Origin of the sequence: Lactobacillus laiwuensis (assembly GCF_019972835.1) — a bacterium.
GTDB classification, from domain to species: Bacteria; Bacillota; Bacilli; order Lactobacillales; family Lactobacillaceae; genus Lactobacillus; species Lactobacillus laiwuensis.
In genome coordinates this window covers 462,210-476,039 of record NZ_BPPB01000001.1, presented here as the reverse complement: position 1 = coordinate 476,039, position 13,830 = coordinate 462,210, and the positions used below count along the sequence as shown (strand labels likewise).

Below are 13,830 nucleotides of genomic sequence, written 5' to 3'. Positions count from 1 at the left end.
TTTTTACAATTGTGGCACTTTTTGAATGTTTTTATTATTTTAAACCATTTTTCTGCATTTCATGCAAAGTTTCGTATTGTTTTTTTAACCCTTTTTCAATTTTAGAATTACCCTTGGGTTGAAAATATTGTTTTCCAACCAGATTATCTGGTAAATACTGTTGGGCTACCCAATCATTTGCAAAAGAGTGTGGGTAAATGTAACCTTTGCCATGGCCTAGTTTTGTAGCACCAGAATAATGAGCATCTTTTAAGTCCGCTGGTATTGCGCCATAATCTTTATTTTTTACATCTTGCAGAGCCAAATCAATGGCACTAATAGCGCTATTGCTCTTAGGTGACAAAGTAAGCTCAATTACTGCGTTAGCTAAGGGGATGCGTGCTTCTGGAAATCCCAAATTCTTTGCTGCTTGGATGGCAATTTGCGCGTGCTGTACAGCAGCGGGATTTGCCAGTCCGATATCTTCATAAGCAATTACACTTAATCGTCGGCAGATTGCCACTAAATCTCCTGATTCAATTAATCTGGCCAAATAATGTAAAGCGGCATCAGTATCAGAACCACGAATTGATTTTTGAAAAGCAGATACTAAATCGTAATGACCGTCACCTTTAGCGTCAAAGTTTTGGCTGCGTAACTGAATCGAATTTGCCATCTCATCTTGATTAATAGTTATTTCATCTTCATCATTTTTACCAGCAGCAATCATTTCCTGCTTGGTTGATCTCACTGCCAATTCCAGTCCGTTTAATGTGGCGCGTAAATCACCGTTGCCTTTTTGCACTAGAAGATTTCTGGCGTCAGTAGTTAACTTCACATGGTAATTCCCCAACCCATTCTTATCATCTTTAAGCGCACGGTCAATTGCCTTATTTACGTCTTCTTTTGCCAGTGGTTTTAGTTCAAAAATCTGACAGCGAGAACGAATAGCGGGTGAGATAGCAATATAGGGGTTTTCAGTTGTCGCTCCTATCAGAATAATTTGTCCTGATTCTAAAAGTGGCAGGAGAAAATCCTGTTTCGTTTTATCTAACCGATGAATTTCGTCCAGTAACAGTATCACAGTTCCACTTAATTTTCCCTCAGCCGCCACCTGCTCTAACTGCTTTTTACTATCAGTAGCAGCATTAAGCTGACGAAAGGCATATTTGGTGGAGCCGGCAATAGCGCTGGCAATACTGGTTTTGCCGGTGCCAGGGGGACCATAGAGAATCATCGAAGATAGCATTTTGGCTTCGACCATTCTACGAATAATTTTTCCAGGACCAATCAAATGTTGTTGACCAACAACTTCATTCAAATTTTGCGGTCTCATTCTATAAGCTAATGGCTTCATTTAATTGTCTCCGTGGAAAAGCCGGTGCCAAAAGCCAGCCTTTTTTTGACCAGTAGTTGCTAGTTGAGCTTTAGGCATTTCAGGTGGATAAACTTGACTTATTTCAATGCGCATTTTGTTAATGGCGCTGGAAGCTACCACTAAGATTGCGGAATCATCAGGCCCTGTTTTTGCTGTCTCGTTATTAACAATGGTAAAAGAAGTTTCGTATTTGCTACAATAAGTTTCTACCTGATTAACAAAATTATCATGCAAATTACCGTTTATCAGGATATTATAACCCGCGTAATCCTTGAAATGGCGTAAAAAAAGGTTGGTTAATTTGGGATCCTGCTCTTCAGAATTAGTCATTCTCACTAAAACGCGTTCACGAAGAGACCCTAAAAATCTTCGGCGTTCATCCGGTTTTGTCTGTGGTTTAATGCCTTGAGCAGCATTTGAAACTCTGGTATTTAAATCTTCAGTCATTGATGAGATTTCCTTTCGGGTAGCAAAAACCCCTCTCCAAGTAGGAAAGGGGTTTTGTGAAAATGTTGAAATTAAAGTAACTTGTTGTAGTATTCAACAACTAGAGCTTCATTAATTTCTGGTTCCATTTCATCACGTTCTGGGAGACGAACAAGTGAACCTTCTACTTTGTTCTCATCAAATGAAACAAAGGATGGGCGGGATACAACTGCTTCCAGTGCATCCTTAACTTGTTGCAAGTTCTTTGACTTTTCCTTGAGGCCAATGGTTTCACCAACCTTGACTTCGTATGAAGGAATATCAACACGCTTGCCGTTAACAGTAATGTGACCGTGGTTAACCAATTGTCTTGCTTGTTCTCTTGTAGTAGCAAAACCTAAGCGGTAAACAATGCTGTCTAAACGGCATTCAAGCAAAGCCATAAAGTTAGTACCGTGTTCACCTTCACGAATTTTACCGGCACGTTTGAACAAAGTTCTAAATTGACGCTCGTTTAAACCATACATCCAACGTAACTTTTGCTTTTCGTGCAATTGCTCGCCGTATTCTGATAAACGACCACGTGAATTAGGACCGTGTTGACCAGGAGCGTAGTTACGACGGCTAAGCTCCTTACCAGTGCCTGAAAGTGAGATTCCTAATCTTCTGGAACGTTTCCAACTTGGACCTGTATATCTTGACATAAAATCCTCCAATAAAATCTGATAACAGTTTTTGGAGTAAAATAATTACGTATAAGTTTAACATTCGTGCATCTTAATTTTCATTTTCGCCTATTGCAGCGTCGGTTACTCGTTCACTAAAACGTATTAAGATGTTGACGTTCTTGCCACTTATAGCTGCAAATATTTTACACGTTCTATATTATAGTTGTATTGACTTATTAAAGCAAGGAAAACATTGACTGCTTTAATTATTATAGGAAGAAAAAGAAAATTTGGTTTATAAAGACATATAAAAGTCAATATTTTGTTTAAAAGTAAGGTAGCATTTATCAATACTGCATATCAATTTTTATAGCATAATGAAATATGCTAGTTTAAAAAACTCTTGCCCACAATAATGTAGAAGTTTGGTATAATTGGGGTAGTTTTGGAGGAAAAATATGTCATCGACTCAATCCATAGTTGTAATCATTGCAATTTTAATCATTATTATAATTATAGCGCTCATGATCATAGTCAATCGACGCCAATTAAGGCAGATTCTTGAATTGGACGATTTGATCACTAAAATTGCCAAAATGCATTTAGAAACAGACATTATTAATCTGGATAAAATGGATTTAGCAGGTGAGAGTCTGACCACACTGACTACTTGGCGCAAAAGCTATGAGCAGGCATCAACTAAAAAAATTCCTGCTGCACAGAGTTTTCTTGAACAAGCTGCTGACCAAAACTCACACTATCAACTATTTAAGGCCCACAAAAATATTAAACAGGCTCAGGAAATCATGGGTTCAACTTATAAAGACGCTAAAAACACAAAGGAAGTTTTTGCCGAATTACTTGAATCAAACCGTGAAAACCAAAAGCAGTATAATGACTTATTCAATCAGTTTAAAGAATTGCGTAAAAGCGTTTTGGCTAATTCATATGAATACGGCAGTGCACTTGATAAAATTGAAACTGATTTGACTAATATGGAAAGTGACTTTTCTGAAGCTAAGAGTCTGACTGCTCAAGGAGACCAGGTTGAAGCAAAGCGTATTTTGTCAAAGATTAAAGTAGCTTTGAGGAATATCAGTTCAGTTTTACCTGAGATCAGAAATGCGCGTCACCAAATTGATACTGTGTTTAAAGACCAACTGGATGAACTTTCTAATAGTTATAAGAAAATGATGTCTTCAAAATATTATATAACTCAAGTTGATGTTTTAGCCGATATTAAAAAAATTCGCGGTCAAGTGGCCGATGCGGGCAAATTATTGACGGAATTAAAGGTATCAGATTTGAACACAGAAATCGCAAAAATCAAAAAAGAGATTGCTGCTCTTTACGATACTTTGGCTAATGAATATAAGGCAAGACCTTTTGTAGAAGAAAATCAGGACAAAATCCAGAGACTTCTTGCTCATGAACAGGTTGAGTCCAAAAACTTGGTGGCCAAATTGCGTCATATTGATGAAAGTTATGAACTAACGCATAATGAGCTTGCTACCAGCAGGCAACTAGAGCAGGAAGTCAATGACATGGAGCGGCAATATACGGTTGATACGCAGAATGTTGCTGATGGCAAGGGCGTTTATTCACAAATTAAGGCATCATGGTTAAGCATGCTTGACCGTTTACGTGAAATTAGCAACCAGCAAAAGACAATGGCGCAAGATGTCGATGGCCTTTATGATTCAGAAAATGTCGCTAACGATTCAATTAATCGTTTTAAGCAAGAAGTGTCTCTAGTTTACCGGCGGTTAGAACGTAAAAATTTGCCGGGTAATCCAGATGCTTTTGTTCAAATGTATACATTAGTTGTTAATGAAATCGGTCACGTAGCAAAAGAATTGAGTCAAGTTCGTCTGAACATGGAAAAAATCTCGCAAGAATTAATTCAAATTTCTGATGATGTTGAAAGACTAAAACGAGAAGCAGATGACATTATTAATTCTGCGGATTTAGTCCAACTGACTTTGCAGTATTCAAACAAATATTCTGACAATGGTTCAATACAAAGTGCTCAGAAAAAGGCAATGGATCTTTATGAGCAAGATTATAATTATAAGGATGCTCTTGATACCATAGCAACTGCTATTGAAAAAGTGGAGCCGGGTTCGTACCAGCGTTTAGAAAATTTATATTATTCGGATAAGAAAAATAATGACTAAATTTTATAAACTTTTGTCAAACAAAAATCTCAGCTTTAAAATTTGTAAAGGATTTTAAGGCTTTTTTATTGCTAATGAATAAATAATTGAAGCTTAGATTATTTTAAGTTACAATTTATAAGTTAATAGCTGACCTTGTAGTGTATTGGAGGAGAAATTTCGTGATTTACTTTGACAACAGCGCCACGACCAAAATTGATCCTGCTGTTTTAGCGACTTATGATAAAGTAGCACAAACTATTTGGGGTAATCCATCTAGTTTACATAAACTGGGAGACCGTGCTTACCAACTTTTGGAAAGCTCGCGTAAACAGATTGCTAATCTTTTGGGTACAAAGCAGGATGAAATTTTCTTTACTTCCGGTGGTACAGAATCAAACAATTGGGCTATAAAGGGCACAGCATTTCAAAAACGGCAATTTGGCAAGCATCTCATTACATCGAGTGTTGAACATGCTTCTGTCGCTAATGCTTTTAATGCGCTGGAATACATCGGTTTTCGCGTAACTCATTTGCCAGTTGATAAACAAGGGCGTGTCAATGTCAATGATTTGCGCAATGCTCTTGATTCTGACACCACATTAGTTTCAATAATGGGTGTCAATAATGAGATTGGTTCAATCCAGCCAATTGATGAGATCAGTGATTTATTGTCTAACTATCCGACTGTGAGCTTTCACGTTGATAATGTTCAGGCATTGGGTAAAAATATTTGGTCACGAGTTTTTACTCCGCGTGTTGATTTCTCCAGCCTTTCCGCCCATAAATTTCACGCACCAAGAGGTACTGGTGTCCTTTATAAAAAAGAAGGCAAGATGCTGGATCCTCTACATGATGGCGGGGGACAGGAAAAAGGTCTTAGATCTGGCACAGAAAATTTGCCAGCGATAGCAGGAATGGCTAAGGCTGTACGCTTGCTTTTAGAAAATGAGCAGGAAAAAGCTGCAAGGGAGGCTGCTATTAAGGAAAAAATAGTAAATTATTTGAAGGGCAAGCCTGGAATAACTATATTTTCCCCTGTCAATGACAATTTTGCGCCACATATTTTATGTTTTGCACTTGAAGGCATCAGGGGAGAAACTTTAGTCCATACACTTGAAGAATATGACATTTATACTTCCACTACTTCCGCGTGCTCCTCGACTAAGGTTGACCAAGCCAGTACATTAGTAGCAATGCATGTTGATGATAAAATTGCCACCAGTGCAATTCGTCTCAGTTTTGATGAATCCAATACGCTTGATGAAGCCGATGAGTTTATAAGAGTTTTTGACAAAATTTACTGTCATTTTGCCCCAATTAATCATTTAGGAGAATAGATTTTTTATGAAATATACTGAAATAATGGTGCGTTACGGTGAGCTTTCAACAAAAGGAAAGAACCGGAAAGATTTTATCGGTCGCCTAGCCGGTAACGTTACTAAAGTGCTGCGTGAATTTCCACAGGTTGAAATTCACCCACGCCATGATCGGATGCATATTGTTTTAAACGATGCTCCTTTTGAAGAAGTCGATCAACGCTTAAAAAAAGTTTTTGGTATACAAACTTATTCACCAACAATTAAAGTAGAAAAAACGCTGGCGGAAATTGAAAAAACTGCACTTGCTTTAATGAAAGAAACTTTTAAAAAAGGAATGACTTTCAAGGTTAACACTAAACGCAGCGACCATCAGTTTTTATATGATACTAATGAATTGAATAAAATGGTTGGTGACTACCTTTTTTCACACATGGATGATTTAAAGGTAGAAATGAAACATCCTGACATTGTGCTCAGAATTGAAGTGCGTAAAGATGCAGTTTACATTTCTAACCAGCTGCTTCATGGTGCTGGGGGGATGCCAGTTGGTACTGGTGGTCGAGCCGTCATGATGCTATCAGGGGGCATTGATTCGCCAGTGGCTTCCTATCTGGCCTTAAAACGTGGTGTTGATATTGACATGGTACATTTTTACAGCCCACCATATACCACCGAAAAAGCTTTGAATAAAGCCAAAGAATTAACCGGTATTTTGGCTAATTATGCTGGTAAAATCAATTTCATTGCAGTACCGTTTGCAGAAATTCAGGAAACCATTAAGGAAAAAATTCCCGAGGGCTATTTGATGACTGTGCAAAGAAGATTCATGTTACAGCTAGCTGATAAAATCAGAGCCAAAAGAAGAGGATTGGCTATTTTTAATGGTGAGTCTGTTGGGCAAGTAGCTTCACAAACTTTAGAGTCAATGGCAGCAATTAACGATGTCACCACTACACCGGTTGTTAGACCAGTTGCCACGATGGATAAAACTGAAATCATTAATTTAGCAGAAAAAATTGGCACTTTTGAATTATCTATTCAACCATTCGAAGATTGCTGCACCATTTTTGCACCTCCTCGTCCCAAAACAAAACCAAAAATTGAAAAAGCACGTGAATTTGAAAATCGCCTGGATGTAGATGGCTTAATTGAACGTGCACTGGCGGGCATACAAGTGACTTCGATTTATCCCAATGATAAGTTTTTAGCTGATAAAGCAGAAGAAGATGCTTCACTACTTTAAAAAGTATGTTATAATACGCCCAAAGCAATAATTGAGAGGTATTAACCTTATAGATAGAGAAAGGCTCGTTGATGGTGAAAAGCCGAATGAAGGTTAATTGGTAGCTCGATTGGACTGGTTGGCTGAACTGAAAGTAAGCTAATCCGGCAAATGTGCCGTTATCATTTTTAAGAGAAGCAGAATTTATTCTGCTTAACCTTAGGTGGTACCGCGGTTAATTACATCGTCCTAGACATTTTGTCTAGGACTTTTTTATTGGGAGGAGAATTATGACAGATTTAGCACCAAAATACGATCCGAAAGAAGTCGAACAAGGCAGATATCAAAAGTGGCTTGATCAAGACTTGTTCAAGCCATCCGGGGATAAGAAAGCACACCCATATTCTATTGTTATTCCGCCACCAAATGTTACTGGCAAACTTCACTTGGGGCATGCCTGGGATACTGCAATTCAAGATACATTAATTCGACTCAAAAGGATGCAGGGTTATGATACTTTGTATCTTCCAGGGATGGATCATGCTGGAATTGCAACTCAAGCTAAAGTTGAAGCCAAATTACGCAAACAAGGCAAAGACCGACATGAAATGGGTCGTGAAGCTTTTGTTAAGCAAGTTTGGGACTGGAAAGATGAATATGCTGCTATCATCAAGAGTCAGTGGGCAAAATTAGGCCTGTCTCTGGACTATTCCAGAGAGAGATTCACTTTGGATAAAGGCTTATCCAAGGCAGTTCGTCGCGTTTTTGTGCAACTGTATAATGAGGGTCTAATTTACCGTGGTGAATATATTATTAATTGGGATCCCGAGCTGCAAACAGCTTTAAGTGACATTGAAGTTATTCACCAAGACGATAAAGGTGCTTTTTACCATATTAAATACCCGTTTGCTGATGGTTCCGGTTTTGTTGAGATTGCTACTACTCGTCCTGAGACAATGTTCGGTGATACTGCCGTTGCAGTGGCACCTGGAGATGAACGCTACAAGGATATAGTGGGCAAGGAACTGATTTTGCCACTAGTAGGACGTCATATTCCAATTATTGAGGATCAACACGTTGATCCAGAATTTGGTACTGGTTTGGTAAAAATTACTCCGGCTCATGATCCTAATGACTTCTTGGTAGGCAATCGTCATAACTTAAAACGGATTAACGTCATGAATGACGATGGCACTATGAACGAAAATGCTGGTAAGTATGAAGGCATGGATCGTTTTGCATGTCGTGAAGCATTGGTTAAAGATTTAAAGGAGCAAGGCTACCTAATTAAAGTTAAGCCGATTGTCCACTCTGTTGGACACTCAGAGCGTTCTGGCGTTCAAGTTGAACCACGTCTGTCAACTCAATGGTTTGTTAAGATGAAACCTTTGGCAGATAAAGTTTTAGAGAATCAAAAAACTGCGGGCAAAGTCAATTTTGTACCAAAGAGGTTTGAACAAACTTTAAATCATTGGATGGAAGATGTTCATGACTGGGTAATTTCACGTCAATTATGGTGGGGACACAGAATTCCAGCTTGGTATAACAAGAAGACTGGCGAAATGTATGTTGGCGAGGAAGCACCAAAAGACATTGAAAACTGGAAACAGGACCCAGATGTTCTAGACACCTGGTTTTCAAGTGCTTTATGGCCATTTTCAACATTAGGCTGGCCTGATGAAGATTCTGCTGATTTTAAACGCTATTTTCCAACCAATGCTTTAGTTACCGGTTATGATATTATCTTTTTCTGGGTTTCACGTATGATTTTCCAGAGTCTGCATTTTACCCACAAGAGACCATTTAATGATGTTGTTCTTCACGGCTTGATTCGTGATGAACAAGGTCGCAAGATGAGTAAATCTCTGGGTAACGGTGTTGATCCCATGGACGTTATTGATCAATATGGTGCAGACGCTTTACGCTGGTTCTTGCTCAATGGTACAGCTCCTGGACAGGATACACGTTATAATCCTAAGCAATTGGCATCTGCATGGAACTTCATTAATAAGATTTGGAATGCTGCCAGATTTGTGATTATGAATTTACCAGAAGATGCTCGGCCGGCTCACATGCCTGATACCGGCAAGTTTGATTTGTCAGACAGCTGGATTTTTGACCGCTTAAATCACACTGTGAGTGAGGTTATTCGCTTATTTGACAATTATCAATTTGGTGAAGCAGGGCGCGAATTATACAACTTTATCTGGAATGATTTCTGCGACTGGTATATTGAAATGGCCAAGGTAGCTCTCAATGGTTCTGATGCAGAACTGAAGACTAGAAAACAAGACAATTTAATTTGGATTCTTGACCAAATTTTACGTTTGCTTCATCCAATTATGCCATTTGTTACTGAAAAGCTCTGGCTGTCAATGCCTCATGAAGGCAAATCAATCATGGTTGCGAAGTACCCTACATCTCATGATGAATTTGTTAATGACAGAGCACGGCGCGATATGGCTTTCTTGATTGAGATTATTAAGGCTGTACGTAATATTCGGATGGAAGTTAATGCACCACTGTCTTCACCGATTGACATTATGATTCAATTGGAAGACAGCAATAATGAACGGATTTTGACCGAAAATGAAGAATATGTCAAAAATTTCTTGCACCCGAAGAATTTGACCATTGCAATTGATGTTACAGCACCGAAATTAGCTAAAACTGCTGTGATTGCAGGAGCACAAATTTTTGTCCCACTAGCCGATTTAGTCAATATTGCTGACGAAATCAAGCGCATGACAAAAGAGGAGAAAGATCTCCAAGCTGAAGTTGAACGCTCAACCAAAAAACTGAATAATCAAGGCTTTGTCGCACATGCTCCTGAAGCTGTGATAAATAAAGAAAAAGCGAAAAAAGCTGATTACGAAAACCAACTGCAAAGCGTTCAGGAAAGAATTCAAGAATTAAAGAAGAGTGAATAATGTGACTTTTACTAAAGCTCAAGATGTGATTAATTATTTATATTCACTTCCTAAATTACATGAAAAGGCAGATCTATCTTACATAAAAAAAGTGCTGACTTTTTTGGATAATCCGCAAGATAAAGTTAAAACAGTTCACGTCACGGGCACTAATGGTAAAGGTTCTACTTCTTACTATTTAAGTAGTTTGCTGCAAAAGGCCGGTCAGAAGACTGGCCTTTTTGTTTCGCCATACGTGTTTGAATTTAATGAACGTATCCAGTTAAATGGACGAAATATTAGTGATGCAGATTTAGTAAAAACAGCTAATATCATAGAATCAGCTTTAACAAAAATTCGTAAAACAAACAATAATTTTTCTTTAGTAACGTTTGAATATGAAGTGGTCATGGCTTTTCTCTATTTTGCAAGAAAAAAATGTGATTATGCTGTCATAGAAGTCGGTATAGGCGGTGAACATGACAAGACAAACGTGATTACACCTGAAGTCAGCATAATTACAACAGTTGGATTAGATCATGAACAAATTATCGGACCCACACTTCAGGATATTGCGCGTGAAAAAAGTGGAATAATTAAGAAAAACCGTCCTGTGATTATCGGCAATATTCCAAAAGAGGTATTGCCGATAATTCAGCAAAAAGCACAGGAGGAAAGTGCACCGCTTAAACAATTGGGGAGGGATTTTAAAATTAGCCAAAATGAAAGCTTAACTTTGAAAACTGAATCCCAAAAATTGTCTTTTTTACCTAAGCCTATTGTTGAAGGCTACGATGTAGGCATTGCAGTTGAAGCATTCAACATGTTAGGTCTGCCACTATCTCAAAATAATATTATTGACGCAATTAATCGGACTATTGTGCCTGGACGCTATCAGGTACTGCAAAACAATCCCTTGATAGTTCTTGACGGCGCACATAATATTCAAGCGGTGCAGAACCTGCTTAATTATGCTCATTGTGAACAAAAGAGAAGGCAGGGCCAAGTTAGAATTTTGATCATGATTATGAAAGACAAAGATATCACACAGGTGTTTGACCTATTTCAAGCTACCGATGAAGTCTACTTAACTACAATAGATTATCCGCGTGCAGCTATGAAAAAAGATTTTCCCCAATGGATTCAGGAAAAATATCAATATATGTCTGACTGGGAAGCAGCTTACCAGAATTTGAAGCAGAAGAGCCAGACAAATGATATACTGCTAGTAACAGGATCTTTTTATTTAGTTGGTAATATTTTACAAATGGAGACAAAAAATGCGGGTTCAAGGTATTGATGATGAAATTAAGGGAATTTTATTTGATATGGATGGATTGCTCGTCAATTCTGAAAATTTATACTGGGAAGCCAATATTCAGGCAGCAAAAGAAGCAGATTTAGGTACTCCTGATGATATCTATCTTAAATTGGTCGGCTCGACAACTACTGACATGGACGATTTTTATCTGAAATACTTTAAGAATAAGGAGCAACGGGACCAATTTATTAAGCGTACGGATGACTTGGTCTGGCAGTGGACTGAGGAAGGTAAACTAAAATTGCGTCCTGGAGTGCAAAAAGCTCTTGACCTTTTTCAAAAAGCTGGGTTGCCGATGGCCGTGGTTACTAGCAATACAGAAGATGTGGTAGAGCATAACTTGTGGGCAACAGGCAGCCGCAATTATTTTCAATTTCACCTCAATTATGACGATGTTAAAAAGAATAACGTTAAGCCCAAACCAGCTCCAGATATTTATCTTTTGGCTGCTAAAAAATTACAGATCCCTCAAAATAATATTTTAGCCTTCGAGGATTCTTCTCCTGGATTACTTGCGGCTGTTAAGGCCGACTTGAAGTGCGTAATGGTGCCTGACTTAATTCCAGCAAGTAAAAAAGATTACCAGAATGCTGTATTTGTCTGTCAAGACTTTTATGAATTTCTGAAAAAGGTTTGTTAGTTTTCCACGTATTTAATAGTGAAAGGAAGGGTTCTATGGAATTGATAAAATCTAATCACTATTTAATGAAAACTGACCGAGAAATGTTAAGCAGCCTTGTTGCTGAGTTGAAAGAAAAGGGAATAGAGAAGTTCGATGAACTTTTTGCAAAACTGACAGAGCTAAAAATAGAAAATTTTAATGATTTGCTAAAATATATTTCTGGCAGTCAATGTGATAAAAATTTAGCTGTTCTTTGTGAGGGATTGTTTGAAAGACTAAGGTCAGCGGTTCCCGATCGAGAACTAATTATGACGTCCAGCGATGAAGTCGGCACTTATCTGTTGGACAAATTAGCAGGACGTAAACAAGAAGAACTTTGGGCTGTTTATATTGATAACAGTAATCACATTGTTGCTGAAAAAAAGCTATTTCAGGGAACTTTGGATAAATCAATTGCTCACCCTCGAGAAATTTTTCGCTGGGCGGTAATTTATGCTTGTGCTGGCTTTTTTGTGGTTCATAATCATCCAAGTGGCAATTTAATTCCCTCAAAAAGTGATATTGAACTCACCAAAATGCTCTTTGCAGCTTCTGAATTATTTCATATTGACTTTCTTGATCATTTTATTGTGGGAAAGGGAAAATATTTGAGTTTGCGTGAACGGCAATTATTTTAAATTCATCTTAAAGTTACATTTCATTTTCTTTTTTAAGTTGCACTTTATGCTATAATTATTCAAGATTTAGAGACTGCAATAATTAAGGAGAGATTTACGTGTTTGGATTAGGAGCAAAAAATATTGGCATCGATTTAGGGACGGCCAATACTCTTGTTTATATGGAAGGTAAAGGAATTGTCTTAAGAGAGCCTTCTGTGGTGGCTAAAAACACCCATACTGGAAAAGTAATTGCGGTAGGGTCAGAAGCAAGAGAAATGATCGGAAGGACGCCGGAAAGCATAGTGGCTATCAGGCCAATGAAAGATGGTGTAATTGCCGATTATGATACAACTGCCTCTATGCTTAAGTATTTTATAGAAAAGACTGTAGGCAACTCCAAACCTTCAGCTATGATTTGTGTACCTTCAGGTGTAACTGAAGTAGAGAAACGGGCTGTTATTGATGCAGCTCGGGTAGCTGGAGCACGTGAAGCCTTTGTAATAGAAGAACCATTTGCAGCCGCTATTGGAGCTGGATTGCCAGTAATGGATCCTACTGGTTCAATGGTCGTGGACATTGGTGGTGGTACTACTGATGTCGCTACTATTTCACTTGGTGGCATTGTATCATCTACATCAATTCGCCAAGCCGGTGATAAGTTTAATACTGCAATTGTGAATTATGTACATTCCAATTTTAATCTTTTAATTGGTGAAAGAACGGCCGAAGACATTAAAATCCAAATTGGTTCCGCTTCGGTTGAAAAAGCAGAAGGCATTGAAGCTGTCAATATTCGGGGACGTGATTTGGTTACAGGATTACCAAAATCAGTCGATGTTAAAGCAGTTGATGTCTCAAAGGCAATTCAAGATGTTGTTCAAGATATTATTGTTGCTATCAAAGAAACTTTAGAACAAACTTCTCCTGAAATTGCAGCAGATGTAATTGATCATGGAATTGTGCTAACTGGTGGTGGTGCTTTACTAAAGAATTTGCCTGATGTTATTTCCGAAGCTACTAAAGTTCCAGTATTTATAGCTCAGGATCCACTAGATTGTGTTGCAGTCGGTACAGGTGAGTCTCTGAAAAATATTGAAGTAATGCGTAAAAGTCGCAGATAATACAAAAAGTCGGCTATAATTGCCGATTTTTCTTTAGGGACTGTTTC

At 38.1% G+C, this 13,830-nt stretch carries 11 protein-coding genes; 8 read left to right on the top strand and 3 right to left on the bottom strand.

What is annotated here, in order from left to right; all coding sequences use genetic code 11:
- Positions 1–34: 34 nt before the first annotated feature.
- The 3 genes from LDM92_RS02260 to rpsD all read right to left on the bottom strand — a co-directional run bounded on the left by LDM92_RS02260 (position 35) and on the right by rpsD (position 2,487).
- Positions 35–1,336, bottom strand: coding sequence for a replication-associated recombination protein A (locus tag LDM92_RS02260; protein ID WP_223901862.1), 1,302 nt, complete (start codon positions 1,334–1,336; stop codon positions 35–37).
- Positions 1,337–1,804 (bottom strand): YueI family protein, encoded by a 468-nt coding sequence (locus LDM92_RS02255; protein WP_223901861.1) that lies wholly within the window; start codon positions 1,802–1,804, stop codon positions 1,337–1,339.
- A gap of 71 nt (positions 1,805–1,875) precedes the next feature.
- Positions 1,876–2,487: a 30S ribosomal protein S4 gene (gene rpsD, locus LDM92_RS02250; protein ID WP_223901860.1), complete on the bottom strand. Its 612-nt coding sequence runs from the start codon at positions 2,485–2,487 to the stop codon at positions 1,876–1,878.
- Between the two features lie 422 nt (positions 2,488–2,909).
- Between rpsD and ezrA the strand changes: the two genes are divergently transcribed.
- From ezrA to LDM92_RS02210, 8 genes are all read left to right on the top strand, one after another.
- Positions 2,910–4,628 carry a septation ring formation regulator EzrA gene (gene ezrA / locus LDM92_RS02245; RefSeq protein ID WP_223901859.1) on the top strand — a complete coding sequence of 573 codons (1,719 nt, stop codon included), beginning with the start codon at positions 2,910–2,912 and terminating at the stop codon, positions 4,626–4,628.
- A gap of 161 nt (positions 4,629–4,789) precedes the next feature.
- Positions 4,790–5,947, top strand: a complete 1,158-nt coding sequence (locus LDM92_RS02240) for a cysteine desulfurase family protein (RefSeq protein ID WP_223901858.1) — start codon at positions 4,790–4,792, stop codon at positions 5,945–5,947.
- A 7-nt stretch (positions 5,948–5,954) separates the two neighbouring features.
- Complete coding sequence (gene thiI / locus LDM92_RS02235; protein WP_223901857.1) at positions 5,955–7,172, top strand: tRNA uracil 4-sulfurtransferase ThiI; 1,218 nt, start codon at positions 5,955–5,957, stop codon at positions 7,170–7,172.
- Between the two features lie 269 nt (positions 7,173–7,441).
- On the top strand, positions 7,442–10,081 hold the full coding sequence (locus tag LDM92_RS02230; RefSeq protein WP_223901856.1) for a valine--tRNA ligase: 2,640 nt from the start codon (positions 7,442–7,444) through the stop codon (positions 10,079–10,081).
- Between the two features lies 1 nt (position 10,082).
- Positions 10,083–11,360, top strand: a complete 1,278-nt coding sequence (locus LDM92_RS02225) for a bifunctional folylpolyglutamate synthase/dihydrofolate synthase (protein ID WP_223901855.1) — start codon at positions 10,083–10,085, stop codon at positions 11,358–11,360.
- On the top strand, positions 11,341–12,021 hold the full coding sequence (locus LDM92_RS02220; protein ID WP_223901854.1) for an HAD family hydrolase: 681 nt from the start codon (positions 11,341–11,343) through the stop codon (positions 12,019–12,021). Before LDM92_RS02225 ends, LDM92_RS02220 begins: the two co-directional genes overlap by 20 nt.
- Before the next feature lie 35 nt (positions 12,022–12,056).
- Positions 12,057–12,680, top strand: a complete 624-nt coding sequence (locus LDM92_RS02215) for a JAB domain-containing protein (protein ID WP_223901853.1) — start codon at positions 12,057–12,059, stop codon at positions 12,678–12,680.
- A gap of 98 nt (positions 12,681–12,778) precedes the next feature.
- On the top strand, positions 12,779–13,783 hold the full coding sequence (locus LDM92_RS02210) for a rod shape-determining protein (RefSeq protein WP_046332006.1): 1,005 nt from the start codon (positions 12,779–12,781) through the stop codon (positions 13,781–13,783).
- Positions 13,784–13,830 lie beyond the last annotated feature (47 nt).

What these genes read in the sequence shown, in the direction of transcription:
- LDM92_RS02260 (WP_223901862.1), bottom strand. Translation starts at nt 1,336, where the DNA reads ATGAAGCCATTAGCTTATAGAATGAGACCGCAAAATTTGAATGAAGTT.
- LDM92_RS02255 (WP_223901861.1), bottom strand. Translation starts at nt 1,804, where the DNA reads ATGACTGAAGATTTAAATACCAGAGTTTCAAATGCTGCTCAAGGCATT.
- rpsD (WP_223901860.1), bottom strand. Translation starts at nt 2,487, where the DNA reads ATGTCAAGATATACAGGTCCAAGTTGGAAACGTTCCAGAAGATTAGGA.
- ezrA (WP_223901859.1), top strand. Translation starts at nt 2,910, where the DNA reads ATGTCATCGACTCAATCCATAGTTGTAATCATTGCAATTTTAATCATT.
- thiI (WP_223901857.1), top strand. Translation starts at nt 5,955, where the DNA reads ATGAAATATACTGAAATAATGGTGCGTTACGGTGAGCTTTCAACAAAA.
- LDM92_RS02230 (WP_223901856.1), top strand. Translation starts at nt 7,442, where the DNA reads ATGACAGATTTAGCACCAAAATACGATCCGAAAGAAGTCGAACAAGGC.
- LDM92_RS02220 (WP_223901854.1), top strand. Translation starts at nt 11,341, where the DNA reads ATGCGGGTTCAAGGTATTGATGATGAAATTAAGGGAATTTTATTTGAT.
- LDM92_RS02215 (WP_223901853.1), top strand. Translation starts at nt 12,057, where the DNA reads ATGGAATTGATAAAATCTAATCACTATTTAATGAAAACTGACCGAGAA.